The 26,607-nt window shown below is 61.0% G+C and carries 22 protein-coding genes and 2 pseudogenes; 9 read left to right on the top strand and 15 right to left on the bottom strand.

What is annotated here, in order from left to right; translation table 11 throughout:
• Positions 1-11: 11 nt before the first annotated feature.
• From ACP7AL_RS23330 to ACP7AL_RS23290, 9 genes and pseudogenes are all read right to left on the bottom strand, one after another.
• Positions 12-257 (bottom strand): hypothetical protein, encoded by a 246-nt coding sequence (locus ACP7AL_RS23330; RefSeq protein WP_425994727.1) that lies wholly within the window; start codon positions 255-257, stop codon positions 12-14.
• Positions 235-1,302 (bottom strand): hypothetical protein, encoded by a 1,068-nt coding sequence (locus tag ACP7AL_RS23325; RefSeq protein WP_425994725.1) that lies wholly within the window; start codon positions 1,300-1,302, stop codon positions 235-237. The genes ACP7AL_RS23330 and ACP7AL_RS23325 overlap by 23 nt, the downstream gene beginning before the upstream one ends.
• 84 nt (positions 1,303-1,386) lie before the next feature.
• On the bottom strand, positions 1,387-2,043 hold the full coding sequence (locus tag ACP7AL_RS23320) for a hypothetical protein (protein WP_425994723.1): 657 nt from the start codon (positions 2,041-2,043) through the stop codon (positions 1,387-1,389).
• A 1,429-nt stretch (positions 2,044-3,472) separates the two neighbouring features.
• A pseudogene (locus tag ACP7AL_RS23315) lies at positions 3,473-4,330 on the bottom strand (HsdM family class I SAM-dependent methyltransferase); the annotation flags it as partial.
• A gap of 770 nt (positions 4,331-5,100) precedes the next feature.
• Positions 5,101-5,544, bottom strand: coding sequence for a hypothetical protein (locus ACP7AL_RS23310; protein WP_425994721.1), 444 nt, complete (start codon positions 5,542-5,544; stop codon positions 5,101-5,103).
• Positions 5,545-5,744: 200 nt separating this feature from the next.
• Positions 5,745-9,014, bottom strand: coding sequence for an error-prone DNA polymerase (locus ACP7AL_RS23305; protein WP_425994719.1), 3,270 nt, complete (start codon positions 9,012-9,014; stop codon positions 5,745-5,747).
• Positions 9,011-10,531 (bottom strand): Y-family DNA polymerase, encoded by a 1,521-nt coding sequence (locus ACP7AL_RS23300; RefSeq protein WP_425994717.1) that lies wholly within the window; start codon positions 10,529-10,531, stop codon positions 9,011-9,013. The genes ACP7AL_RS23305 and ACP7AL_RS23300 overlap by 4 nt, the downstream gene beginning before the upstream one ends.
• Positions 10,446-11,201, bottom strand: coding sequence for an ImuA family protein (locus tag ACP7AL_RS23295; protein WP_425994715.1), 756 nt, complete (start codon positions 11,199-11,201; stop codon positions 10,446-10,448). Before ACP7AL_RS23295 ends, ACP7AL_RS23300 begins: the two co-directional genes overlap by 86 nt.
• Entirely contained in the window at positions 11,198-11,776 is a 579-nt protein-coding gene (locus tag ACP7AL_RS23290) for an SOS response-associated peptidase (protein WP_425994713.1), read from the bottom strand. Before ACP7AL_RS23290 ends, ACP7AL_RS23295 begins: the two co-directional genes overlap by 4 nt.
• A gap of 191 nt (positions 11,777-11,967) precedes the next feature.
• Here ACP7AL_RS23290 and ACP7AL_RS23285 point away from each other — a divergent pair, with 191 nt between their 5' ends.
• The 5 genes and pseudogenes from ACP7AL_RS23285 to ACP7AL_RS23265 all read left to right on the top strand — a co-directional run bounded on the left by ACP7AL_RS23285 (position 11,968) and on the right by ACP7AL_RS23265 (position 16,655).
• A complete protein-coding gene (locus ACP7AL_RS23285) occupies positions 11,968-12,669 on the top strand; it encodes an SOS response-associated peptidase (protein WP_425994785.1) in 702 nt (233 codons plus the stop codon).
• Between the two features lie 47 nt (positions 12,670-12,716).
• Positions 12,717-12,893 (top strand): annotated as a pseudogene (gene rpmD, locus ACP7AL_RS23280) (50S ribosomal protein L30); the annotation flags it as partial.
• Between the two features lie 862 nt (positions 12,894-13,755).
• Positions 13,756-14,847, top strand: a complete 1,092-nt coding sequence (locus ACP7AL_RS23275) for a hypothetical protein (RefSeq protein ID WP_425994711.1) — start codon at positions 13,756-13,758, stop codon at positions 14,845-14,847.
• 43 nt (positions 14,848-14,890) lie between these two features.
• Complete coding sequence (locus ACP7AL_RS23270) at positions 14,891-15,769, top strand: hypothetical protein (RefSeq protein ID WP_425994709.1); 879 nt, start codon at positions 14,891-14,893, stop codon at positions 15,767-15,769.
• Positions 15,770-15,869: 100 nt separating this feature from the next.
• Entirely contained in the window at positions 15,870-16,655 is a 786-nt protein-coding gene (locus ACP7AL_RS23265) for a hypothetical protein (protein WP_425994707.1), read from the top strand.
• On the opposite strand, the gene ACP7AL_RS23260 is transcribed toward ACP7AL_RS23265, so the two are convergent.
• Positions 16,656-17,612, bottom strand: a complete 957-nt coding sequence (locus ACP7AL_RS23260; RefSeq protein WP_425994705.1) for a hypothetical protein — start codon at positions 17,610-17,612, stop codon at positions 16,656-16,658.
• A 279-nt stretch (positions 17,613-17,891) separates the two neighbouring features.
• Between ACP7AL_RS23260 and ACP7AL_RS23255 the strand changes: the two genes are divergently transcribed.
• A complete protein-coding gene (locus ACP7AL_RS23255; RefSeq protein WP_425994703.1) occupies positions 17,892-18,302 on the top strand; it encodes a helix-turn-helix transcriptional regulator in 411 nt (136 codons plus the stop codon).
• Here ACP7AL_RS23255 and ACP7AL_RS23250 read toward each other — a convergent pair.
• A complete protein-coding gene (locus tag ACP7AL_RS23250; RefSeq protein WP_425994701.1) occupies positions 18,244-19,548 on the bottom strand; it encodes a tyrosine-type recombinase/integrase in 1,305 nt (434 codons plus the stop codon). The two genes, ACP7AL_RS23255 and ACP7AL_RS23250, sit on opposite strands and share 59 nt — an antisense overlap.
• Positions 19,549-19,862: 314 nt before the next feature.
• Complete coding sequence (gene guaA / locus ACP7AL_RS23245; protein ID WP_425994699.1) at positions 19,863-21,458, bottom strand: glutamine-hydrolyzing GMP synthase; 1,596 nt, start codon at positions 21,456-21,458, stop codon at positions 19,863-19,865.
• Between the two features lie 143 nt (positions 21,459-21,601).
• Between guaA and ACP7AL_RS23240 the strand changes: the two genes are divergently transcribed.
• Positions 21,602-21,976, top strand: a complete 375-nt coding sequence (locus tag ACP7AL_RS23240) for a nuclear transport factor 2 family protein (protein ID WP_425994697.1) — start codon at positions 21,602-21,604, stop codon at positions 21,974-21,976.
• Positions 21,977-21,980: 4 nt separating this feature from the next.
• Here the strand turns inward: ACP7AL_RS23240 and ACP7AL_RS23235 are convergent, their stop codons facing one another.
• Both ACP7AL_RS23235 and ACP7AL_RS23230 read right to left on the bottom strand, forming a co-directional pair.
• On the bottom strand, positions 21,981-23,282 hold the full coding sequence (locus ACP7AL_RS23235) for an RsmB/NOP family class I SAM-dependent RNA methyltransferase (RefSeq protein ID WP_425994695.1): 1,302 nt from the start codon (positions 23,280-23,282) through the stop codon (positions 21,981-21,983).
• Positions 23,283-23,336: 54 nt separating this feature from the next.
• Positions 23,337-23,684 (bottom strand): hypothetical protein, encoded by a 348-nt coding sequence (locus ACP7AL_RS23230; RefSeq protein ID WP_006020214.1) that lies wholly within the window; start codon positions 23,682-23,684, stop codon positions 23,337-23,339.
• A gap of 146 nt (positions 23,685-23,830) precedes the next feature.
• Between ACP7AL_RS23230 and ACP7AL_RS23225 the strand changes: the two genes are divergently transcribed.
• Positions 23,831-24,355 carry a hypothetical protein gene (locus ACP7AL_RS23225; protein ID WP_425994693.1) on the top strand — a complete coding sequence of 175 codons (525 nt, stop codon included), beginning with the start codon at positions 23,831-23,833 and terminating at the stop codon, positions 24,353-24,355.
• A gap of 183 nt (positions 24,356-24,538) precedes the next feature.
• Positions 24,539-25,393 (top strand): metallophosphoesterase family protein, encoded by an 855-nt coding sequence (locus tag ACP7AL_RS23220; RefSeq protein ID WP_425994691.1) that lies wholly within the window; start codon positions 24,539-24,541, stop codon positions 25,391-25,393.
• 167 nt (positions 25,394-25,560) lie between these two features.
• Here the strand turns inward: ACP7AL_RS23220 and ACP7AL_RS23215 are convergent, their stop codons facing one another.
• The gene (locus ACP7AL_RS23215) at positions 25,561-26,595 is read right to left on the bottom strand and encodes an NADP-dependent oxidoreductase (RefSeq protein ID WP_425994689.1); all 1,035 of its coding nucleotides are present in this window, start codon (positions 26,593-26,595) and stop codon (positions 25,561-25,563) included.
• Between the last annotated feature and the right edge of the window lie 12 nt (positions 26,596-26,607).

Here is a 26,607-nt window from a genome sequence, read left to right as displayed (position 1 = left end):
CACTCAGCACCTCATTCCGGCATGTGGGTGAATGGATTGCGCGGTGGACTCAAGACGGCTTGCGGCCGATGCGCTTTCAGAAAACGCTCCCAGAAGATAACCATCTCTTCGACGACAATAATTGCCTCGATCCAATGACCATCGACCTCAACTTCCAGGTATTGCTCTTGGTAGCCGGGCTCGACGTAGTCATTGTCGACATAGGTGCCGGTGGATTTGGTCCTACGTATTAGATTATTCGTAGGGTAATTCGCCAAACAAACCGATCATGAGGTCACCATCGAGTTGTGCGAATGGGATGTCCACATAGTGATCAGGATGCCGTGGCTTCGCTCTTCCGTCATTCGGACCGTTCCGGGTATGGCCTCGAACCTGCTCTCCGCTTTCCTTAATATAGGGCAAGATGACCAATCGACCGTGGTTGATCGAGCGGATGGTGCCTTCCTTCCATAAAGTGCTTCCCTCGGACTCTTTGGTGGAAGTGGTGTGCTTCACCTGCCAGCCGATGCCACCGTCCTCCTCGTACCAGAAGACGACACCGTTCGAGACCAGCACCCTTTGACCATTGGCTAACGCCTCGGCCAACATTCTTTGCACGCTCGCGAGCTGGAGCAACTGATTGGCCCGCGGCAACAAGATTTGGCGAATCTTGGCTTTGGTCTTCCCCCAATGGGCATCAGCGCTAAAGCCAAACCCATTGGCAATGCGTGCCCGCATTGCGATGGCCGCGGATCGTTCACCCGCCGCATAAGGCTTGGACCACATATTGTCGTGCGAGAGGTAGAGAATTGAACGATGCCAGCGGCGTGCCGGCTCGCCGACCAAGACGACCCTCAGATAAGGCATCTCCGAAAGTTGCTCGCTCAATTCCTGCCGGAACGGCTCCGACTCCGCCGGGAGAACGATTTCCGAGGACACCGGGCGCGGATCGTTCGCGTGCCGCCGACGAGCGTCTGCCAGCATGAGCCCCTCTTCGTCGTGAAGCCGCTGCTTGGATTGCAGGCTCTTCTCGACTTTGAGCTGCAGCGAATGCTTCTTTGCGGCTTCCATGTCCCGGGCCGCAAGTGCTTCACGGAAGGCTTGGTTGAGAGTAGCTGCCGCCGACGCGGCAGCCTCGCGATCCGGATAGAGGTCGCCACGCACGCGCCCGTCCTCGGTCGGCACCCTCCGGTCGCGCCAGATGGGAGCTTTGTCACCCTGCTCGACCAATTCCTGCATCAACCAGTTACCGAACCGCGGACGATAGTTCGGCCACACTGCTAGTGCGATTTCAGAGTCGCGGGTGCTATCTCCCCATTTCATCGCATGCCTCGTTATTGATCAGCAGTGGTTCATCCGGCAAGGGGCCCGCCTCTGCGTCAGAGATCCACCGTACTGGGAGACCGGTCACGCGTCCGCGGCCGCTGTCATATCGACGAAGACGTGCTTCAGCCGAATGGCGTGGCCACCTTTTTGGGTCAGCGCGCCTTCAAAGATCGCGAGCGAAAGCGTGTGTGCTGCCTCTGGCGTGAGCTTGGCTGCCGCACCGTAGACCGTTTGCAGCCGCTTATCGATTGCATTGATCACATCTTGGACGGGAAGCGCCAAAACGTAGCCCAGCATGAATCCCCATTGGTGTTCGCTTCCGTATTGACCGGTGACAAACCGGTCAACCCCGTTCGAAACATATTTGGCGTTGAGATCGGAATGACTGGCACCGACCCGCTTGCACTCGATTGCCACGTAGGCGTCTTCATTGCCGAATTGATGTAGAAACTTCAGGGTGATGTCGATCCGGCCCAAAATCGTCGCATCACTGGCGGCCATATCTTCCAGTTCGTGTTCACCGCGGATCTCGAGATTTGTCAGTTCGAGATCCTTCTTCACCCGGCGCATGGCCTTGCGGATCACAATCGTCGTTGGCACTTCGAGCATGCCCGATTTGATATCGGGCTGCGCGGCCTGCGCGCCGCGACAAACGAGATCGAGCACCGTGGCGATCTGATCGGCCGACAATGCAAAGGCTGGCTGGCCGAACGGAACGTCAGGTGTGAGCAGCGCCATCCCGCCTCCTGAGCCAGTGATCGGCGAGAATGATGTCCGCGTCGTTAAGCCCGGCGGTCGCATCCCAGTAGCGAATCTCGCTGGGTTTCAAGATGAAGAGGTCGTCGGCCCCGTAGATGCGCAGTTGTCGCCGCTCGTTCAAATACGGCGGGACGTCGCTTTCGAGGCGGCCGCGAAGAAGCTCCACAAGCGCGTCGAGGTCGGCCGGATCACCCTCGTGCACGATGGCATCGCGCTTGGGTGCGCCGGGGACCATGATGAATCGCACCGCCGTCACGCCGGGCACACCGGTCGCTAAATCGGTCTTCTTCACACGCTTGGTATAGACAAATGCCTCAAGATGGCGCTCACCCCGCGCACGCAGGTAAGCATCCACGGATTTGCTGACCTGTCTTGCGTATTGTTTGAGATGGCTGGGCGACGGCGATTGCACCATGCTGATGCGTTCAGCGCGGTTCTCAAAGATCAGATGGCGTGCGCGAACGACGCTATCGCCTACGATAACGCATTCATCCGGCTCCAAGCCGTAGAGTGCGAAAACCGTCTTATCGAGTTGTCTCAACGCATCAGGATCGTTCGGATTCGCCGCGGCAGTGCGCTCCGCCGCGACCACGTCCGCAAGCCGATCCGCGTCGCAAGCCTCAAGAACTGGCATTCGCAGCGACAGCAGGTCGTGCGGCAGTACGGTGGGCCGTTCTAGGCCCCACGCCGGACCACCAAATGCGAGTTGGAAAGATGTTACACTCGAGTTGAGAATACCGCTCAAGACATTCGCGAGTGTGCCCTTTGTCTCAGCGAAGGAAATGCCAGTAAAGTTTTCCGTGTACAGTACATCGTGCTGGCTAATGGCCGCACTGTAGCGCCCTCGCTCGGCGCTCGCCTCTGATCCAGCTTTCAAGCAGATCAGAAGAGGCCCCCGAAAAATCGACCGGCTGCGGACCCGGTGAAGCGTCCGGTGCTCTAGCGTATCGAGCTTCCGCTTGTTGAGCCGAAACGGTGTAAAGACAGCCGGGGTAACAACAGGAAGCTCGAAGTATTCCGCGGGGGTTTTCGTTTGTCCGACCCCATTGACCTTATATCCTTGGCCGCGATTGACGCGCCTGATGATCCCGATGGAGGTCAGAACGTCGTCGAGAGTCGGGAAATTTCGCTCAAGGCGTTCGATCAACCAACCGTCTCGAACCGTACCGAATGTAGCTGCTTTCAGCATAGGCGGAGTGGCGAGCACGCGTGCGAGCGGGATGGTGCGGATTTCGGCAGGACCGAGATGGAAGACGCCGGTTCTTCTGAAATCAGGAGTCCATGGAATCGAGCCCACGAGCATGCGATCCGGCGTTGACGCCAGTGCGCATCGGGCGAAGAACAGCAAAGCCGGACCGGTCGCATCCGGAAACAATCCCTCCTTGCGCAGGAAGGAAAGATTGATCAGTGCCACGGGCGCGGCACGCTTCAACAATGCGGAGCGAGCCTGGACCGCGTGCACATCTTTGGAGAAAAACGGCGTCGACTTCATCACCATGCCGATGCGCCCGGTCTCGCCGGCGAGATCGGCAGCAACCGACAGGAACTCGTGGTCAGGGCTCCTGCGCGGCCGCAGCGTCTCGTCGTTGTCGACTTCGCGCTTGCGCGATCCGTCCTTCCGCCGGACAAATGTCCATGGCGGATTGCCTACGACGGCATCGAATTTCACAGTCCTGACGGCGTCGGGAAGCGCCTCCCCGATCGTATCGGCTTCGAACAATGTCGTGTTGATAAGCCGGTCGAATTTGAGATCGCGGATATCGCTGATAGGTTCTTCGTCGAGCTCAAGTGCCGCAAGGTACAGGCTGAACGCGGCGATCCCAAGTGCTGAGCGATTGATGTCGATACCGAAGAGCTGCGTATAGAGAATCTTGCGCACGAGTTTGCGATCAGCCTGCTTGCCTTCTGCGGCACGCCAGACAAGTCGGCGAAATGCCTCGACAAGGAATGCGCCCGACCCGCAAGTCGGATCGATGATCCGCGAGTCCCCCGGCAATTGCTCAAACACCGGGTCCAGCGTGAGGTGAACGAGTTCGACCGGAGTATAGTGCAAACCTTGTGACGCCGCTTCATCGGCAGCGGCTGATCGTGCGAATTGTTGGTAGATCGAACTGATGAGATCCACAGGAATCGCGTCAAAGCGGAATCTGAAAAGGCGACCTTGGCCGCGACGTTCCGCTACCAGGCTGCGCCCTTCGACGAAGTCCCGTATAAAATGAAGATGCTGATCTGTCAGGTAGTCCCGCTCGGCGCCGGGATTGTCCATCGGAAACAGATCGCCGTTGAAGGTTGCGCGAAGCCAGGCGAACAGTGCGAACGCGCTGGTCTTCGACGCAAACATCTTGCTCAAATCAGGAGAAAGCGATGCAGGAAGGAACGGCTGGGCAATGCCGCGGTCGAGAAGATACCAGGTGAAGATACACCGCCCAATAAATCGTTGGGCCAACTCGCGGGGCATGCGGCCGCTGCCGGCTCGTGCGCCCGGCAATGGCGGCGGATCCGTCAGCAGATCCTCAAGTGCGCTGATTTCGCTCAGGAGATCACGATCGACCCGGTGCCGCCGGTCGATCTTGGCTCCCACCGCACTCGACCAGAATGCACCAGTCTCGGTTGCGAGGCGGCCGCACATAGCATCAAGCGCGCGCAGCCGCTCACTGGAATCAAGGGCGAAGCAATCAAGCGGTGGCGTGGTTGTACCGGAGTGCGTGGCCGGCGCTGCGTAACAATCGTAAAGCCGGACCTCGGTCGGCGTGACGATCCACAATAGTGGCGCAACGCCGATATTCCACGCGGCTTCGTGCCAGCGATTGAGATCGTTGGCGCTCGGCGCATCCTCGCCTGCATCCTTGAAGATGCTTGTCGGAGTATTCTGTGCTGTAAAGACGGCATCCGCTCTTAGACCAATCCGGTCATCGGCGAAGACCCTCTTGAGCGTCGCGGACGCGCGGTCGTCGGCTGCGACGAATCCGGGCGCAGACTTGCCCGCCGGCGTCAAATATCCGGCGGCCTCGAGCGCCTTCTTGAAGGCGGAGCTGCTCATGCAGACCTCCGCCGTCGGACAATCGGACGCAATGCGACCGGGCGCTGTCGAGGAGACTGCGCGGGCGCGATGGCCTGAGCGGGAAAGAAATCGAGTTGCCCAGGAGCAGCCGATGGTCGCGGCAAGGCGAAGCCCTGCGAAAGAATATCGAGATGCGGATCGAGCTTGATGAGAAGGGCGTCGGCGACAGGAAGCAGCTCGGCATCATCAAGCCAGGCCCAGCGATGATCAGCGTGGATGGCGAGCGTTTTCCCCCACAGAGCCACGAACGAAGTATTACGCAATCTGCTGCGCAAGCTTGCGAGTACTGGCCGGTAGGCTTGCAGTTCGAGATGAAAACCATCGCGCAGCGTGACCGCGATCCGAAGCAGCAGGATGGTTTGCCATGAATATTTGGCGGGCGAGCCTTGGGATTTCGGGCGGATGTCGGCCGGAATCAAGGCGCGGCGGCTCGTCCACTCGCGAAGCTTGTTCGTCGAGAGGCCTGTTAGGCGGGAGGCATCGCGGGTCGAGACAACGCGCATTCTTGGTCCAAATTGAAGTTTGAGTCTTATACCCGATCTTTTCCTAAGATTGGGTATCATACCCGATATTTTGCCTGTGAATCCGGCGGAAATAGGCGGTCGGTGGGTCCCTCGGCTCACCGGAAGTCCCTCGTTTTCACTTTGATCTGCTCGAGATGGCGATAAGGATCCTCGATGTCCCGCGGCTTCGGCCCTTTGGGCAGGCTGCGCGGGTCGAGACTGGGGGCGCCGTAATGGAATTCGTCGCCGCGGCCATGCGGCACCGGGAACGCCATGTCGCGGTCACCGACACTGGCCAGTTCCGATGAGAGATCGGTCAGTTCCCGGGCGACCAGATGCACCACCTCGCCTTCCCGCTGGATACAGCCCCGCACGCCGATCATGCCGGCGCCGAGGATGACACGGCGCTGCCGCTCGAACACCTGCGGCCAGACCACCAGATTGGCGATGCCGGTCTCGTCCTCGATGGTGACGAACAGCACGCCCTTGGCTGAGCCGGGCATCTGCCGCACCAGCACGAGACCGGCGGTCTCGAGCCACCGGCCATCGCGCGCCGCCATGGCTTCTGAACATGTGACGATGCGCCGGCGCCGCAGATCGTCGCGGAGGAACGATAGCGGGTGGCCCCGCAGGGTCAGTCCGACATGGCCGTAATCCTCGACTACCTCGCCGCCCGCCGTCATCGGCCGCAGCGCCACGGGCGGCTCGATGATTTCGGGGACTATCGCCATCGCGCGGGCGGCAGCAGCCGCAAACAACGGCAGCGGTTCGTCACGCAGCGCCTTGATCGCCCACAGCGCCTCGCGGCGGGCGAGATGCAAACAGGATCGGAATCCATCGGCGTCAGCGATCTCGACCAGCGAGGCCGCAGGCACGCGGGCGCGCCGCCACAGGTCATCGACCGAGGCGAACGGCCGGTCGGCGCGCACGGCGATGATCGACGCCGCATCGGCATTGGCGAGACCCTTGACCATGCGCAGGCCGAGCCGGACCGCGAAGCGATCCCCATCATCGGTCGGCTCCAGCGTGCAGTCCCAGCGCGAGGCGTTGATGCAGACCGGCCGGACCTCGACGCCGTGATCGCGCGCATCGCGCACGATCTGCGCCGGCGCGTAGAATCCCATCGGCTGTGCGTTCAGGAGCGCGGCGCAGAACACATCGGGGTGATGGCATTTCAGCCAGGAGGAGGCATAGGCGATCAGCGCGAACGAAGCGGCATGCGATTCCGGAAAGCCATAACTGCCGAAGCCCTCCAGTTGCCGAAACGTCTGCTCGGCGAATTCCCGGGTGTAACCATTGGCCACCATGCCGCCGATCAGCTTCTCGCCGAACTTGGAGACGCCGCCGGTGTGCTTGAAGGTCGCCATAGCGCGGCGCAACTGATCGGCCTCGCCTGGCGTAAAGCCAGCGCATTCGATTGCGACCCGCATCGCCTGTTCCTGGAACAGCGGCACGCCGAGCGTCTTGCCCAGCACCTTTTCCAACTCCGGCTTGGGATAGACCACCGCCTCCTTGCCTTCCCGGCGCCGCAGATACGGATGCACCATGTCGCCCTGGATCGGGCCGGGACGGACGATCGCCACTTCGATGACGAGATCGTAGAAGGTGCGCGGCTTGATCCGCGGCAGCATCGACATCTGCGCCCGGCTCTCGATCTGGAAGGTGCCGAGCGTATCGGCCTTGCGGATCATGGCGTAGGTGCGCGGGTCTTCGGCCGGGATGGTGGCGAGGTCGAGCCTGGTGCCCTTGTGCTCGGCCAGGAGATCGAGGCCGCGCTTCATGCAGCTCAACATCCCGAGCGCCAGGCAATCGACCTTCATGAAGCGCAGCGCGTCGATGTCGTCCTTGTCCCATTCGATGACCTGGCGATCGGGCATTGCGGCGGGCTCGATCGGCACCAACTCGTCGAGCCGGTCGTGGGTCAGGACGAAGCCGCCGGGATGCTGCGACAGATGCCGCGGCGCGCCGATCAGGTCGCGCGCCAGGTCCAGCGCCAGTCGCAACCGCCGATCGCCGATATTGAGATTGAGATCTTCCGCATGCTGCGGTTCGATGCCGTCGCGGTGCCAGCCCGAGACCTGCGACGCCAGCATCTTGATCAGATCTTCGGGCAGACCCAGCGCCTTGCCGACATCGCGCAATGCGCCTTTCGATCGGTAACGGATCACGGTCGAGCACAGCGCCGCATGATCGCGGCCATAGGTTTCGAACACCCACTGCATGACGATCTCGCGCCGCTCGTGCTCGAAATCAACGTCGATGTCCGGCGGCTCGCGGCGCTCCTCGGAGACGAAGCGCTCGAACAACAGGTCATTGCGGTCAGGATCGATCGAGGTAACGCCAAGCACGTAGCAGACCGCGCTGTTGGCGGCCGAGCCGCGGCCCTGACAGAGGATGTCCTGGCTGCGGGCGAAGCGAACGATGGCATTCACGGTCAGAAAGTACGGCGCGTATTCGAGCTTCTCGATCAGCCGCAGCTCATGTGCGAGCGACGCCCTGACTTTGTCGGGCAATCCCTCAGGATAGCGTTCGATAGCGCCCTCCCAGGTCAGCTTCTCCAACGCCTGCTGCGGCGTCAGCCCCGGCAGGCTGCGCTCTTCCGGATATTGATAGGCCAGCTCATCGAGCGAAAAACGACAGCGATCGGCGATCTCGTCCGTCCGCGTCAGCGCCTCGGGATAGCGCGCAAACAGCCGCATCATTTCCTCCGGCGGCTTGAGGTAGCGATCGGCATGACGCTCGCGGCGAAATCCGGCGTCGTCGATGGTGACGTTGTGGCGAATGCAGGTAACGACATCCTGCAGCATGCGACGCGCCGGCACATGAAACAGCACGTCGTTGGTGATGACAGTCGGCACCCGCGCTCGCGTGGCCAGGTTGGACAGCTCATGCAGCCGCAGCGCATCGTTCGGCCGCCGCCGCAAGGTCAGCGCCATATAGGCGCGATCGCCGATCGCCTCGCGCAAATGGCGCAGCCGCCGCGCGCAGGTATCGTCGGCCTCATCGGGCACCAGCACCGCGATCAGGCCGTCGCCGTAAGCGACAACATCATCCCAGTTCAGATGACATTGGGCCTTGCCGCCGCGCTTCTTGCCGAGCGAGAGCAGCCGGCACAATCGCGCATAAGCGGGCCGATCGGTCGGATAGACCAACAGCGACATCCCGTCCGTGAGATCGAGGCGACAGCCGACGATCAACCTGACGCCGGTGACCTTGGCCGCTTCATGGGCGCGGACGATGCCGGCCAGCGAATGGCGATCGACGATCGCGAGCGCCTCAATGCCGAGCATGGCGGCTTGCGCGAACAATTCCTCGCAGGAACTGGCACCGCGCAGGAACGAAAAATGCGACGTCACCTGCAATTCGCTGTAACGCCCGCCGCTCATGCGAATATCCCGTGCACAAACCAGCGTTGCGATCCGGTTGCCGTGTCTTCACCATCACCGGCACGGAAGATCCAGAATCGTTCGCCGGCGTCGTCCTCGACCTGGAAATAATCGCGCACGGCGATCAGTTCGGCATCGCGCTTCCACCATTCACCGAATACCCGTTCAGGTCCGTCGGCACGCTTCACCCGGCGGCGGATGCCGCGCCAGGTGAAACTGACCGGCGGATGGTCAGGCAGGAGCGCCAGGGTTTCGATCGGCTCGGGCGGCGTGAACAGGCGCGACGGCCGCGGCCAATGCTGTGGCCAGCCCTCCCCGGTTGGCGGTGCGGTCGGCGCCACGCGGCCAACCGACCGCTCCGGGACGTCGCTGGCGATGGGCGTGATGCGATAGAGCCGCTCGCCGCCGATACGGTTGGACAAGGTATCGATCAGACCAGAGATGTCGGCGACCGTCTCCTCGGTCAGGGACGAGATGCCCTGCTTGGCTTCGAACGGCTCGGTGAGCGTCGCGGCCAGACTCATGATCTCGATGCCGAAGCCGGGATCAACGGTCTCGATCTTGTCGCAGAGCAATCGCGTCAGGCGCTTTATATCGCGCACGGGCTTGGCGGTGCCGATGCGGACCGCTTCGACGTAGCCGTCGGTGCGATGAAACAGCAGATCGAGCCGCCGCGCGCCGAGGCCCCTCGCCTCCAGCGCTTCGCAGAGCTGGACGACGAGCTTGCCGGTATAGCGCGCCAGCGTCTCAGGCGCGCCGATCGGTTCGGCGAACCCGCGCCGAACTTCGACGACATCGGGCGGCCGGATCGGATCGATTGGCTCGGCGCGCTCGCCGGTGGCGTGATCGAGGCGGCGGCCGAGTTCGGGGCCGAAGCGCAGCGCCAGCGGTGCACGCGGCTTTTCCATCAGGTCGCTGATGCGATCGAAACCCAACCGGCGCAGACTGTCCACCATGTCGATCGGCAATCGCAGCGCCGCGATCGGCAGCGGCATGATCGCCGCGGCGCTTGCGCCCGGCGGAATGACAATCGCGGGCCGCGCCACATAACGAGCGAGCGCGTGCGCCGCGCCCCAGGTGTCGGCCATCGCGGCCCGCGCGCCAATGCGAGCCCCCGCGAGCCGTTCGATCATGGCGACTAGCATCGCGGTCTCGCCGCCATGCAAATGCGTCGCGCCGCTGGCGTCGATGACGAGCCCGTCGGCCGGATCGGCGGCAACGACCGGCGCGTAACGCAATGCCCAGGTCGCCAGGCGCTCCAGCGCCGCGGCATCGGCCGCGAGCTCGGCGTCCTGCACGACAAGCCCCGGCACCAAAGCCCGCGCCTTGGTCGCCGGCATCCCGACCCGCACCCCCGCAGCGCGCGCCGCCGCATCTGCGGCCAGCACCACCCGCCGCTTCCCGTCACGGCCGACCAAGACGAGCGGCGTTTCACCGGACGGCGAAGCGCCGTTCGTGATCCTTCGCACCCGGTCGGTCGACCAGGTCGGAAGGAACAGCGAGACAACCCTGGGCATCACATGCTTCCAACTCAAACTCCGCGCTGTCTCCGGCGCGGCAACGGATTAGTTCTATCTGCCAGCGGGCGCGTCCGACGCCCGGCACCGGCAACGGCGATGAAGGCAGCGCGGTCACGCGCCAGCGCGTCACCGCAGCGGTGGGTTGTCCGAAATCCGCCGCTTCGGTCTGGCGGCGCCAGCGCCGAATGGCGATGCCGAGCGTCCCGCTGCTTTCGGCCGAAAGCTGTAATCGCCGCGAAGCCGTCATCGACAGCCGAGCGACCTCGGCGACCACAGCGCCCAAGCCGCCATGCCGTAGCCCTTCCTCAAAACAGGCGAGCACGGCCTTGTCGTCGCCAGCCTCGACATAGATGACGCGGTCCGGCGCCAGACCGGCCTGCGCCAGCGCCGGCGCGAACAAATCCGGTCGCGTCACGCACCACAGGATTTGTCCGTGACTGCGGGCGGCGATGCCGGCGGCAAACAGCGCTGCGGCAGCGCCATGGATGGCGCCGTTGCCGCCACCGGCCACTTCATGCAGCGCGCCGAGAGCCAACCCTCCTCCCGGCAGCACGCGATCGAGCAAGTCGATGCCGAACGGCAGCACCTGGCGATCACGCGTAGGGCTTGTCTCGAGCGACGCGATGCGTTCGCGAAGCCGGTCGACGATCGCCGTGTTATCGATCATGGCCGCCGCCGCGATTTTCCTGCGGGCGGCGAGACAACGAGATCGTCCCCGGCATAGGGAACGAGAAGATCGTGCGGATCGTCTTCGGGTCCGATCCAACGCCTGAAATCGCTATTGTGCAGAATGGCCGGCATCCGATCATGCACCGGTGCGATCAACTTGTTGGCCGGCACGGTGATGATTGCGAAGGTGCGCTCCCAGCGGCTGGTCAGCGGGTCTTTCCAGTTTTCCCAGATGCCGGAGACACCGAAGGGCGCGCCGTCGATGCGGCTGATAACGCGACGTTTGCCGTTCTGATCTTTCAGATTGAATCCGGTCATCGGGACGATGCAGCGTCGTTTGCGGTAGGCGTCGCGGAACATCCGCTGTTCGGTGATGGTCTCGGCGCGCGCATGGATTGGCTGAATGTGGGGTCGCGCATCGGCGTAATGCGGGATGAGACCCCAGCGCAACTCGCCTTCGGCCGGCTCGCCGGTTTCTGGGTGACGGCGAAACACCGGCAGCACCTGCGCGGGCGCGCCGCTGCGCATAACGGTGCCGGTCTCACGACATGATTGGTTCTCTGCGCCACCCATCCACGCGATCTCACCACTCCCAGATGCGATTAGAACAAATAGAGAACGATAAAGTTCGGACCGGAGTCAACCGGCATATTTTGGCTTTGAAATCGCTTGTGAAATCCAGCGGGTTCCCGTCGCCGCCCTATGAGGTTGGCGGCACGGCTGACCCCGGCCAATATGGGCGGGGGTCGGCTATCCAGGGCATCATGTGTAATCTCTACAGTATCACCACCAACCAGGAGGCGATCCGGGCGCTGTTCGGCGTCCTGAAAGACAGCGCCGGCAATCTGCCGAGCCTGCCGGCGGTGTTTCCCGACTGGGAGGCGCCAGTCGTTCGCGGCCCCGATAGCGCTCGCGAATTGATCAAGATGCGCTGGGGCATGCCGAACCCGCCGAAATTTGGCGGCATCAGCACCAACATCCGCAACCTCGCCTCGCCGCATTGGCGGCGCTGGACCAAGCCCGAGAACCGCTGCCTCGTGCCGGCGACCAGCTTTTCGGAATATAATGACAAGGCCAATTCGAAATCGCTGAAGAACACTGACGGGTCGCCTCACCCGATGGCCGGAAAGAAGGACGTCGTCTGGTTCGCGCTTAATCCCTCGCGGCCGCTCTTCGCCTTTGCCGGAATCTGGTCCGAATGGGAAGGCGCGCGCGGCACCAAATCCAATCCGATCGACGGCAAGCACCTCGTCTACGGCTTCCTCACCTGCGAGCCCAACAGCATCGTCGCGCCCGTTCATGCCAAAGCGATGCCTGTGATCCTGACAACCAAGCAGGAATGGGATGTATGGATGCGCGCTCCGTGGGATGAGGCGTCCCAGTTGCAGCGTCCCCTGGCCGCTTCGTCACTTGCCGAAGTGATGCGCGGCAGCGAAAAGGAAGACCGTGGCGATACTCTAAAATAACAGAAAATAGTCCGATCATGCTATGCTTGGCGGCCCAGAGTTCTGCCATGCCGCCAGCCACGCTCACCATCGAACAAATCCGTAGCCCGATCCGACGTCCCGGCGATCAAAGAGCAACTTTGATCGGGCTCGGGTTGAACCGCATTGGCCGGTTTATAGAGCTGCCCGACACACCGGCCACCCGTGGCATGATCGCGAAGGTCGGCCATCTCATTCGCGTCGTCTATGCGACCAGCGAACTCGATGCTTTCGCCGCGGAGGTCACGGCGGAATACCGGGACATCCTGATCGGGCAAGGAAGCCGCGTCGTCCGCGGCAATGTTCTTTGGGATCAGTTTGAGGCCGCGGTGGCCGAATATCATGCCTCGCATGGCAAGCGCGACCGGCGATTGCTCGAGGTTGTCAACGAACTATCTGTCGCCAAGGTTCTCGTCGACGACCCGGCTCTGCAGGCGGCGCGGATCGAATACGAGCCTGACCTGCTGCCCGACGGGCGCAGGATTGATTTCGTGGTCGATCGCGGCAGGGACAATCTGTACGTCGAGGTGAAGACGGTGCGGCCGAAGACCAAGGCGACACGGGAGGCTTACAGCAAGTTCGAGAAACGAAAGAAATATCATCCGGAGAATGTCGAGTTCATTGTAAATCCTCAACAGATGGGCGGCGCCATCTACGGCGACGCCTTCGCCTCACGCTCTCACTTCCTTGAATACACCATGGACTTTGAGGAGCGCCTCGCCGCCGCCAAAGCAATTCGACCGGGACCTGGCGTCCTCGTCTTCTGCGGCAATGGTTTTGCCTGGCGGAAGTCAAATCTCGAGGATTGGGCCGACTTCTACCATCTCGGGCGACATCGAGCGGACGATCCGTTCGGCCCGATGGAGAAAGATCATATCGAGAAGAAGAAGATCGAGCTCAAACGAAATGTCGATCATTTTGCGTGGCTTCAGCGTCCCTTTGAACAGGCGCGACGGTCAGGCCTTACTTTCCCAATAAGAGGTCCGGCATTCGGTCGCGGACGCTAGATACGCCCCTTGCGGGCAAGGGCTCGTCTTCCTTCATACGTCAATGGGATTTGCTTTCATCATGGCTTGGTCAAAGACCCCGGACGGATCATTTCTCGACAGCACCGGCAAGGTTCTGTTTTTCAGCAAAGACCGATTTGTGAACGACATCTGTCTCGGCCATTGCTGCTTCATATGTGGGGCACAGCCCGGCTCGAAGCCCTTTAACGATGAACACGTCATACCCGACTGGGTCTTGCGGAAGTTCAATCTGTTTGACAGGACGCTCACGCTTCCAAATGGAACGACGATCAAATACAGCAGATACAAGGTTCCTTGCTGCGAAGAGTGTAACTCACTCATGGGACTCCAGATCGAGCAGCGCATCAGCGCCGTGGTCAATTCCGGCCCGCAAGCGATCCGAGATCATATTGCGAATGGAAACTCCCTCGAATTCTTCGTGTGGCTAGGCCTGATCTTTCTCAAGACGCATTTGAAGGATCGCGACTTCCGTATCGAACGCGATCGCCGGCAGCCGGCCGACAAGATCGGCGATCTTTACGACTGGGAAACATTGCATCACATCCACTGTATCGTCCGCTGCTTCGTAAACGGCGCACATCTCGACAAGGACGTGTTTGGCTCACTCGGCGCGTTTGCCGCGAAAAGCGAAGGGTCGCTTGACGAATTCGATTACGCAGACCTGTTTGCGGCCCAAACGATGCTGTTGAGGCTTGGAGACGTTGTTCTGATAACAACTTTCAATGACGCCGGCGGAGCGCTTCAGGGGGCGATGCCGCGACTTGAGCGGATCGGAGGCGCTCTCTCGGAAATCCAGACCCGGGAGGTCATGGTCGATTTTGCATTTGTGAATCTGAGCCTGAAGGAACGGCCACGATTCCACACCGAGTGCGATCTGCTGAACGAAACTCTCACAGAACGCGCCGTGCTGTCCGATCAGTTTGAACTCGGCGATCTTGACTATGCAATGAGAGGCGCACTCTTGCGGCAAGCGCTGGGCGACCGGATCGATCATTTGCAAGCTGCCGGTAAGTCTGCGCAAGAGGTCGAGAAGGCCATCGACGACGGTCTCTTCACAGTTCTTTTCGATGACGATGGTAAATTTATTGAAAGAAGTTTCATACCTTTGCCGCCAAGCGCTCCAGCATCTTGAGATTTATGGCGACCACAAGCCGCACGACGGGGGACTCGTAATTATGGCGAAGCGAAAACGGCAGACACTGAAGCGAGAATACGAACGAAGGATCATTCTGTTTCTCGACTTCCTTGGCTTTAAAGAGATCGTCGAGAACACAGTCCGCGATGATGAAAAACTGCAATCCCTCCTGAAAGCGATTGATCGGTTGTATGACATAGGCCAAGAGGATGCGGATCTCTACAAGACACGAAGCATCACCACCTTTTCCGATTCCGTGGTGTTGTCGTATGCAATCCACGAACAGTCGGCCGTATTCTATCTACTCAACGACATAGCTTTTGCGGTCATCGACCTTGCGATCCAGGGCTATTTGGTGCGTGGCGCTGTCACCGTCGGAGACCTGGTCCATACGACACGCTATTTGGTCGGCCCGGCGATGGTGACGGCATATGAGATGGAATCCAAGCTCGCGAAGACCCCACGTGTGCTGATCGACCGCAAGTTGGTTTCGATCGCGCGCAAGGCTCATGCAGAGCAGCATGATGGAAAGCACGAAGCGGACTATGTGCGAAACTTCATGACCAAGGATGAAGACGGGCACCACTACCTCAACTACGTGTCGTGGAAGTCGGTGGTTGAAATCGTAGGAATGGATGACGACAACTATCCGCTCTACCTGCGCGATATTGGCATCATACTAAAGCGCGGCCTTGCGAAGACAGATCCCGGCGTGCTCTCGAAATATCTTTGGATTCACGAGCAATACGTTGCCGCGATCGAGCAGTTCGAGAAGCTCGGTGCAAAGCACGCCTACCGCATCAACAACCCTGAGAACTGCGAGGCGATCGAAGGGCTTTCTAAGCTGACCGAGGACGTAAGAAACGCAAAGCGCATCATAAAGGCGGCCAGGAAAAAGCAGGTGAAAGGAGGTTCGTAGCTCCGTCGTCTTGCGCGAAGTGCCCTCTTCATGGGCCATCATTTCTCGATCCTATCGCGATAGCAACCAAGCCCATTCAGAGGCGTTGAAGGAAGGCGACATGGAACAGGAGCGCGATGAACTAGCCCTTCAATTCGATGATCGAGACCTTGCTTCACAACTGCTCGATTCACTGGATTACGATGCCCAGCTGCGTGCGATTCACGCCCTGCTCGGGCGGCACCGGCGGGCCGCTGAGGAGTTGTCCAAAAGCATCAATGAGCTGGATGAATTCGCGCGGCGTAGCTCCGGGCTGGTCAACCAGCGTGCCGTCGACGACTGGGTAGATCATCTTCACGATTCAGTCTTTCAGGACGCCGCGCACAGCATGGCGGCAGTCGGAATGCTTGCGCCGTTTGTCGAAGCTCTCTTCAAGCAAGCGTTTCCAGGAATTAAATTACTGCTCGATCAACGATGCCTCACGCCGTCACCTCATAGCCGGTGGAGTATGAAAACTGACGTACGTTGGGACTGCCGTTTCACTTCTCCGCGCCGCCGCGATCTCGTCTCAGGAATTGTGGAGTTGGCGGATGCAACTGGCCTGAGCGCAGAACTCCCCGCCCACCTTCCTGCCACGTTGAGCGCTCTTTTCGGCTATCGCAACAAGATGTTTCATTTCGGATTTGAATGGCCCGAGTCCGAGCGCCAATCGTTCGCCCGTCGGATTCTCGACGAGGGCTGGCCGACGGACTGGTTCGGCCGCGCGACCACCGGCGGGGAGCCTTGGGTATTCTACCTCAGCCCCGCCTTCGTCGATCACTGCCTCGGAACGATCGACGCTGTCATCGTCGGGCTCGGCGCATTCGTGCGCCGCACGTCGCGAGCGCGCGCCTTAAACAATAAATGACTAGTCATCTTTGGCGGCGACATATGCGTGATACCCGCATAATCCATCGTGCTCATAATAGTCTTCAGCGCTAAGGCCGCTGCCGCAAATTGCGCAGGTCGCGTCAGTCGGAACAACGAAGTCGCAGGCGGCGCACCTACTCTCCTCGATCACATAGGTCTCTTCGCTGCATTCCGGACATGTCGAGATCGGCGCATCACCGCCATCTTTAATGGCGATGTGGGCTTCGCCGCCAAAGGTCTCGTCGAAAGCTAATGTCAAGACCGGTCCAAGCTCTGTTTCCGTACCGCACGCTGCGCAAAGGAGAACTACGTTCAACTGGACCGTATTGCCCGGCTCACGCTGTCGGACCAGAGACGACCTGCAGGAGGGACAGGTGAAGTCAGGAAGCGCACGCACGGCGGCATCCGTCTCCCATGCAACATTCTCTAGCGTCTTCCGGCAAGCTTGCAGTTCGGCTTCGAACAGGTCGGCATTCTCCAGAAGCGCGTTCCAGCACTCGGGTCCGAGCACTTTCAGCGGGTCCTCCTGCAACGCCTCGACGAGAAGCTGGCGGATGACCATAAACGCATCGGCGACCGCTTGCCGCGCTCGCTCTCGCGTTCCTTTGAAATAGGAATGCTCCATGTGGTGGCGGATTTCCGCGATCCCGTCGAAACGCTTCCAATCGAATGCGACGTCGAAAGTTTTAAAGCGCTTCTTAATGTCTTCGAGGCCGACGGTGTTGCGGCCTACGCCTTCGATTGAAACGTCGCCCTTGTCATTCCGCTGCGGCTCGAAACGTTGCGCCAGAAGAATCTCGTCCCCGGGTGACAGCCGGCGCAGCTTCTCCTTGCAAAGCAGCAACGCGCCAGCGTGAACATTGCGAACGGCCGACAGAACGCGACGGTCGTCGTTTCGCAGAAGATCCTCGACGCCGATCTGGATCGACTCGATAGCGTTGTCGAACAAGCTCATATGTGCATCCTGATCGGTGTGACAGATTGTCTACATCCCTTACTTCCATACAGGATCTGAGCGCAACGCGGGAGAAACCGGGCGCGGCAAGGCAATGAATTTGCTCGAACCCAACGACCACCATTAAGCCGTCGGCAAGCGCCGCCCGGTCGTGAGCACGAGCCACGATGATCGTCAGGTTGGTGAAGCCGGGAGACCTCTAGCCGTCCGGCCGTCCGATACGCGCGCCAATGTATCCGGCACTACGCTCACGCCATTTATTCTATTTATTTTCCCCGCATGCGCAGTCCAAGGTTCGGGAGAAATCGCTACAGGAATGATCGCATGGTACGCAGGTCGTCTCGAGAAAACGCTGTGCCGCCTTCCAAGAACGGCGTGCCGCGTCCGGTCGAACAAATACACGACGCTCTCACGCGCCCACTAACCCAAAAGGTAGTACAATCCGGTCGAACCATTCGCCGTCCCGAGCTGCGGAAAATTGTGCCTCTGGGCGACACGACGATTTACGAGATGGAGCAGCGCGGCGAATTTCCCCGCCGCTTTTATTTGACGGCGCGGTGTGTGGTCTGGGATCTCGCCGAAGTGGAAGCGTGGATCGAAGAGCGGCGCCGCGCATCCGACGCTGCACAGTTCAAGCGAGCTCCCGCCCCCGACGTCCGGTTGCGGAAGAACCGGCGGGTGAGGCAATGACGTCAGGTGCGATCGCCCGCATGGATGGCGGAAAGAGCGTCGGGGTGTGGCTCCCGCCCTTCGTCCAGGCGTTGATCATATCGGCCCACTCCTGCAGCATGTGCCGGCGTTGCTGCTCATATTCGGCCTTGTTGTAAACGCCGCGCGAGCCACGGCCCTCTTCGTGGGCGAGGCATTTCTCGATCCAATCGCGATTAAACCCGAGCTCATTGAGCAACGTCGAGCCGGTGCGGCGCAGGTCATGGACGGTAAAAGGCTCCAACGGAAGCCCTTGCGCCTTGGCACGTTCCGCGATCGCGGTCGTAATCCGGTTAAAGGTGGCACGAGACATCGGCGCGTCGGCATCGTAGCGCGACGGCAGGACGTAACGGGAGTTTCCGGCGCAGGTCTTTAGCGCGATCATGATGTCGAGCGATTGGCGCGACAGGTAGACATTGTGAGGCTTGCGCCGCTTCATCCTATCCTTGGGGATGCTCCAGACCGCATTCTCAAAATCAACCTCATCCCAAACAGCGTCAAGCAATTCGCTCTTGCGCACCATCGTCAGCAGAATGAAGCGGAGACCGAGCCGGATGGTCGGCAGTGTCGGCACGTGCTCGACCACTGCCAGTGCGATCTGGATCTCGGACGGGGAAAGTGCTCGGTCCTTCGACGTGAACGTCGCGATGGAGGCCGGAGCGACCTCGTTCGCGGGATTGGCGATCTTCTCACCATGTAGAATGGCGAAGGCGTAAATCTGTTTGACAATGTCGCGCACATGGATGGCGGTGGCCGGTGCGCCACGATCTTTGACCTTGATGCACTGTGCGCGAAGATCATCGGGCGTTATCTCGTCAAGGCGGCGGCTCTTCCAGACAGGATAGATGTCGCGATCGAAAATCGACTTACGCATGGCGCGGGTGCTATCGGCCATCGGGGCTTCTTTGAGCCATCGTTTAGAGATGGCGCCGAAGGTTTCGCCCGCCGCGATCCGGCGCTTGTCCCGCTGCTTTTGCTGAGCCGGCGAACGTCCCTCCTCGACCGCCTGCCTTGCTTTGAGACATTGCTCGCGAGCCTTAGCGAGGGACACCCCGCCAGCTCCGTAGCGCCCGATGGTCAAGGTTTCCCGGCGGCCGGCGAGACGGTAGTCAAATCGGAAAGTGATATGACCTGAGGGCGCCACTGCCGCGTACATACCGTCACGGTCTGCGACCTTGTACAATTTCTGCTGTGGCTTCAGTTGTTTAAGCGCGATGTCGGTAAGCATCGTCGTCGTCCCGGGCAGGTGAAAATCGCTGCTTCAGGGGCATTTTTACCGTCGGAAAAAATACCGTCAAGAGAAAACATTTAATAAGTAATTACAAAGGCATACGCCGATATCATGCCAGTGATTGGCTCGAAACGGGCTGACGGTATCGGGAAAACGACCAAGATGCCAAAATGCGATACCGTCGGCCATACCGTCAGGACCAAGCGCTCGCTCGCAAATGGCGGCGAATGATTTCGGCTGATTCTTTGAGTTATTTCAGTAGCTTGTGTCGTACTATGGCGTGGTTTCGGCGACGTTCGGATAGGCTCGGATTATTCCCACTCGATCGTGCCCGGCGGTTTGCTCGTCACGTCGTAGACCACGCGGTTGACGCCCTTCACCTCGTTGATGATGCGCGTTGCGGTTTCGCCCAAAAACTTCATGTCGAACGGATAGAAGTCCGCCGTCATGCCGTCGGTGGATGTCACCGCGCGCAGGCCGACCACATACTCATAGGTGCGGCCGTCGCCCATCACGCCCACGGTCTTCACCGGCAGCAGCACCGCGAACGCCTGCCAGATGGTGTCGTAGAGACCCGCCTTGCGGATCTGGTCGATATAAACCGCATCGGCCTCGCGCAGGATGTCCAGCTTCTCGCGGGTGATCTCGCCCGGACAGCGGATCGCAAGCCCCGGACCCGGAAACGGATGGCGTCCCACGAACACGTCCGGCAGACCGAGTTCGCGGCCCAGCGCGCGCACCTCGTCCTTGAAGAGTTCGCGCAGCGGCTCGACCAGCTTCATCTTCATGCGTGCGGGCAGGCCGCCGACATTGTGATGCGACTTGATCGTCACCGACGGGCCGCCGGTGAACGAGACGCTTTCGATCACGTCGGGATAGAGTGTGCCCTGGGCGAGGAAGTCCGCGCCGCCGATCTTCTTGGCTTCTTCATCGAACACATCGATGAACAGACGCCCGATGGTCTTGCGCTTCACTTCCGGATCGGTGACGCCTTCAAGCTCGCCGAGGAAGGTCTTCGACGCGTCCACGTGAACCAGTGGAATATTGTAATGATGCCGGAACAGATCGACAACGGTCTTGGCCTCGTCCTTGCGCAGCATGCCGTGATCGACGAACACGCAGGTGAGCTGATCGCCGATGGCTTCGTGAATCAGGATCGCCGCGACGGATGAATCGACGCCGCCCGACAGGCCGCAGATCACCCTGCCGTTGCCGACCTGCGCGCGGATTTTTTCAATCGCTTCCTCGCGGAAGGCGCGCATGGTCCAGTCGCCCTTCAGTCCCGCGACCTTGCGCACGAAATTCCTGATCAGCTTCGCGCCATCCGGCGTATGCACCACTTCGGGATGAAACTGCATCGCGTAGAACTTGCGCTTGTCGTCGGCGATCACGGAGATCGGCGAGCCCGGCGCTTTCGCCACGCCGCGAAAACCGTCCGGCAGCTTGGTGACTCGGTCACCGTGGCTCATCCAGACGTAGTGCTTTTCGCCGACCTTCCAGACATCCTCGAACAGCGCACAATCGTCCGTGACCTCGATCAGCGCGCGGCCGAACTCGCGGTGATGGCCGGCCTCGACGGTGCCGCCGAGCTGCTGCGCCATGGTCTGCTCGCCGTAGCAGATGCCGAGCACAGGCACGCCCGCGGTCAGGATCGACATCGGCGCGGACGGTGCATCCTGATCGAGCACCGAGGCCGGGCCGCCGGAAAGGATCACGGCTTTAGGCTTCATCTCCCGGAAAGCCGCTTCGGCCTTCTGGAACGGCACGATTTCTGAATAAACGCCGTCCTCACGGACACGGCGCGCGATGAGCTGGGTCACCTGCGAGCCGAAATCGACAATCAGAATCTTTTCGTGAGCGGCCGCCACGTCGGGCGTCGCTGGAGCGGTCTGGCTGTGTGCTGTCATGGGCAGGAAATACGCGACGGGGCGCGGAGTCGCAACCCGGCAAAGCGGGTCCACTGGCGCAATCCACCCATCAAAAAGCTCCCCGTTGACTTGCCTTAAATTAGGTCAATATTACTGACCTAATTGTATATCGGGAGGGGAACATGCAAGATCTGGAAAAGACTCTCGACCAGCGGACCGCCTTCGCAGACACGTGGATCGCCGCCTGGAACAGCCGCGATCTCGAGCAGGTTCTGGCGCTCTATGCCGACGACAGCGAAATGGTCTCGGACAAGATCATCAAGCTGGGTTTCGATCCGACCGGACGGCTGCGCGGCAAGGACAACCTTCGCGCCTATTGGGGCCGCGCCCTGCCCCTGCGCCCAAAGCTCCATTTCACGCTGATCAATGCCTTCGTCAGTCCGGACAGCCTTGTCGTGTTTTACCGCGATGAACTCGGACACGAGATCTGCGAATATCTGCGCTTAAATGCCGACGGCAAGATCGTTCAGGGATCGGCCAACCATCTTCACGGCTGACAGATCAGGTCCGGCGCGTCATCACCGACACAAAGAACCCGTCCGTTCCGGTCCGGCGCGGGGTCATGAGCAACCCCTCGTCCGACTGGATCGTTGCGGCGGCGAAATCGTCCGCCTTGTCCCAAAGCACCGACATCACCTGCTCAGGTGGCACCACCGTATAGTCCGGATGGCGCGCCGTGAAAGCTTTCACCTGCGCGTTGTTCTCCTGCGGCAGAACCGAACAGGTGATGTAGGCGATCCGCCCGCCCGGCTTCGCCAGCGAGGACGCGCGATCCAGCACTCCGATTTGATCCTTGATACGAACCTCCAGTGCGCCGGGGCGCATCCGCCACTTCGCATCGGGATTGCGCCGCCAGGTTCCCGTGCCGGTGCACGGCGCGTCGATCACCACGAGATCCGCCGACGCCTTGATATCGGACAGCGTATCGTCGGGGCCCTTCGGCGTGCGTACATCGGCGTTGTGAACGCCCGCGCGCGACAGCCGCTCGTGGATCGGCGCGAGCTGCCGCTTGTCGTGATCCGTAGCAATGAGCCGGCCCTTGCCCTGCATCATCGCCGCCAGCGCCAGCGTTTTCCCGCCCGCACCGGCGCACATGTCGATCACCTGCTCGCCGGGCTTCGCCCCGGTCAGGAACGCCGCAAGTTGCGAGCCTTCGTCCTGTACCTCGACCCCGCCCTTGATGAAATCCTCTTCCGAATGGATGCCCGGATTGCGCGCATCGGCGCCGAGATCGATCCGCAAACCCCATGGCGACCACGGCGTGGCCCGGGCACCAAGGTGCTTCATTGAGCCAAGCACCTTCTCATGCTTGGCCTTCAGGGTGTTGACGCGCAAATCGAGTGGCGCACGACTGGCCATCGCGGTGGCTTCCTCCACACGCGTATCACCGAACACGGCGGCGAATTGAGCATCGAGCCATTCAGGGTAATCGCCCGCGACATGCGCCGGCGCATCCTTCAGCGTCCGCGATGTGAAAGCGGCGCGTTCGGTCTCCGTGAGAGGCTCGGGCGCGAAACGCCCGCCATCGCACAGCGCCGCAACGGCATCGGCGCTGAGCCCGCGTTCAAGCTTGAGCATGCCGAGCAGCCGCGCACGCGGCGTGTCGGCATCCATCAGCCACGCCGACGACGCGCGGCGGCGAAGCACGTCGAACACCAGTCCTGCAATCGCGGCGCGGTCGCCCGAACCTGCGAAACGATGCGCGGTGCCCCACTCCTTCAGCGCGTTCGGCGCGGGAATGCGCTGCGCGTCGATCGCTTGAAGAATCTCAATGGCTGCGGACAGCCGCGCGGCAGGCGTCATCGTGGTCTTTCAGGCATGCAAGATCAGAGAACAGACGCCTGACCTAGCCGCGTCTCAGATGAGAAACAAGACGCGAATGGCGAAATACAGCCACATGGCCAGCAGGACCAGCGCCCCTGAAATGAAAAACAGCGATCCGCGCGCATTTGCGGTGGTGACCAGAAATCCGGCCTGAAACACCTGCAGCACCACGAACACCCAGGCCAGCAAGACCATGATCAGATCGGCATGCCGGGTCTCGATCGCCAGCACGACCACCACATAAAACAGCGTGTGGAGATGATAACCGAACCAGTCGCCATCCACGGCAGGCCTTGTCCCATCGCGGCCGCGCCAGAACAGGACAAGCAACGTCAGGCCGACCAGAACGAATGTCGGCAGCAGAATCATCTGAATCATCATTTGAAATACCCCAAATCCGGCGCAGCCCGCGCCTGAGCAGCCTCTGCCCGCCCGGAAAATCATTCCCGGCGGACTGTGAACCTGTCCACAGACAACGACGACCAATGCTCAGAAGTTCCATTTTCAGGGTCAGACCGGGTGCTGAGATGACCAACGCAACAAAGGGCATGACAACTCTCCGCGGCGTCGCCGTGCGCAGCCTCGGCGTCGTTCTCATGATGGGCGCGCTGGCAGCCGGCGCTTTCAGCCTGCGCACCGCCGCGCTCACGCATCTCGGAATCATCGCCAAGGCACCCGCTGTGGAATTTGAAATCCGGCTGCCGCCCGCTGCGGCGGGGGCCGACCTGAAGCGCGATGCGCAGGTGCAGCTCCTGACCGATCTCAATCAGACGCTGGCGCAGCTCGATGACGATCTGCGCGCGACCGCAGACGGACGCGCCGTGCTGCGCGGCCACGTTCCGCTGAAGTTCCGGACCTCGGAGCGCATGGTCATTCTCAGCCTGCCCGGTCAGGCGCAGCGCGCATTCAAGCTGCGGCTGCCGCCGAACCCCAGCCCGTCCGATGAATTCGGACCATGGCACATGGTCGATCGCGTCGTGTCCGGCGCGCACACTGAAACGGCACGAGGACGACCGGACGACACCTTCGCTATCCGTTACCGCGTGCTGTGAAGCACCGGTCGCCAGAATTTTTATAACCGAAGCATTTTCAAGATCGCTATTTTCAACGGGGACGCACTTCATCACCTAAAAATTTTTCCATTTTCTCCGCACGTTTTAAACGCACCACACTGATCATCAGGCCATCTCACTGACATGCGCCGCGTGTAAGTTGCTCCGCAAAGGAGCCTCGCCATGTCCAGCGTAAAGCCCAGCTTCCGTCTGACCCAGATCACCGACACACATCTCGGCGCCCGCTTTCCCGAGTTCATCGAAAATTTCCACCGGGTGAGCCAGCACATCGACGACAACAGGCCCGACATCGTCATCAACAGCGGCGACGTTGCGTTCGACGGCCCGGATCATCCGGACGATCTCGATTTCGCAAAAGCCCTGCACGACGCGCTGCCCGTCGACTGCCGGTATCTTCCCGGCAATCACGACATCGGCGACAATCCGACCCTGGTCGGCGTGCAACCCACACAGCGCGCCTCCGAAGAAAACCGGCAGAACTTCATTGCGACATTCGGCGAAGATCGCTGGCAGTTCGATGCCGCGGGCTGGTGTTTCATCGGACTGAACTCGCTGGTGATGAACACCTCACTCCCCTGCGAGGCCGAACAGCGCGAATGGCTCGCCGAGCAATTGTCCGAAGCGCGCGGCAAGCCGGTGGCGCTGTTCATTCACAAGCCGCTCTACAAGGACTCACCAGACGATGCAGAGCTTGCGGCCACATCATTCCGCTACGTCCCGATGCCAGCGCGCAGCGATCTGGTCGACATGCTTGGCAGCGCGAAGCTGCGGCTGGTGGCCTGCGGCCATGTCCATCAGCGCCGGGACGTCACGTTCGGCAACGTGCGCCACATCTGGGCGCCATCGACCTCCTTCGTGATCAAGTCCAACGCGAAGCAGGAACTGATCGGCATCAAGGAAACCGGGCTGGTCGAATACGCTTTTCAGCCGGACGGTTTCGAAGTCCGCCACGTTCGCGCGGCGGGGCAGGTCAATCTCGATCTGTTTTCGGTGCTGGAGCCCTCGACGGTGGTGTGACCTTGAATGTCGGAACTGAAATACCTCATTCGATGCACATGCGATGCAATTCCCTCTCCCGTGGGGAGAGGGTTGGGGTGAGGGCGTAGAATCTATCGAGAGAGCGTACGCCCTCACCCGATGCACTTCGTGCATCGACCTCTCCCCACGGGAGAGGTGAAGCCGCGTTACACCTTGTCGGGCCCGACGCGCACAAGCTGCTTGCCGAAGTTCGCACCCCTGAGCAGGCCGATGAACGCTTCCGGCGCGCTCTCGATACCCTCGGTGACGAACTCCTTGTGCTTGAGCTTGCCTTCCTTGAGCCACTGCGACATGTCGCGGATGAAATCCGGGAACATCGCCGCGAAGTCGCTGACGATGAAACCGCGGAATGTCAGGCGCTTCACCAAGATGGCGCGCATGATCGAATTCGCCCAGGGCGGCGTCGGCGTGTCCTTGCCGAAGATGGTGTTGTAGTCGGCGATCAGTCCGCACACCGGGATTCGCGCGAACGGGTTCAGCTGCGGAAACACCGTATCGAACACCTTGCCGCCGACGTTCTCGAAGTAAACGTCGATGCCCTTCGGACAGGCGTCCTTCAGCTTGGCCTTCAGGTCTGGATCGCGATGGTCGAGACAATCGTCGAAGCCGAGTTCGTTCTTGACGTAGTCGCACTTGTCCTTGCCGCCCGCGATGCCGACCGCGCGCGCGCCCTTGATCTTCGCGATCTGGCCGACCGCCGAACCAACAGCGCCCGACGCAGCCGCAACCACCACCGTCTCGCCCGCCTTCGGCTTGCCGATTTCAAGCAGGCCGGTGTAGGCGGTCATACCCGGCATACCGAGCACACCCACCGCCGTCGAGATCGGCGCGATTTTCGGGTCGACCTTGCGCAGTCCCTTTCCGTCCGACAGGCCGTACTGCTGCCAGCCCGAATGCGCGAGCACGATGTCGCCCTTGGCGAAACCGGGGTTGTTTGACGCAACGACTTCGGCGACCGTGCCGCCTTCCATCACGCCGTCGATCGGCACCGGCGCAGAGTACGACGGCCCGTCGCTCATGCGGCCGCGCATGTACGGATCCAAAGACAGCCAGATCGTTCGCAGCAGGATCTGCCCCTCGCCCGGCGTCGGCACCGGATATTCCTCAAGCCGAAAATTGCCCGGCTTCGGTTCGCCCTCAGGACGGGATGCAAGGACGATACGCTTGGCTGACTGGGACATGGTGTTTCCTCG

The sequence above is a fragment of the Afipia sp. DC4300-2b1 genome (assembly GCF_049895725.1).
GTDB classification, from domain to species: domain Bacteria; phylum Pseudomonadota; class Alphaproteobacteria; order Rhizobiales; family Xanthobacteraceae; genus Afipia; species Afipia broomeae.
This window is presented reverse-complemented; position numbering and strand designations above follow the sequence as displayed.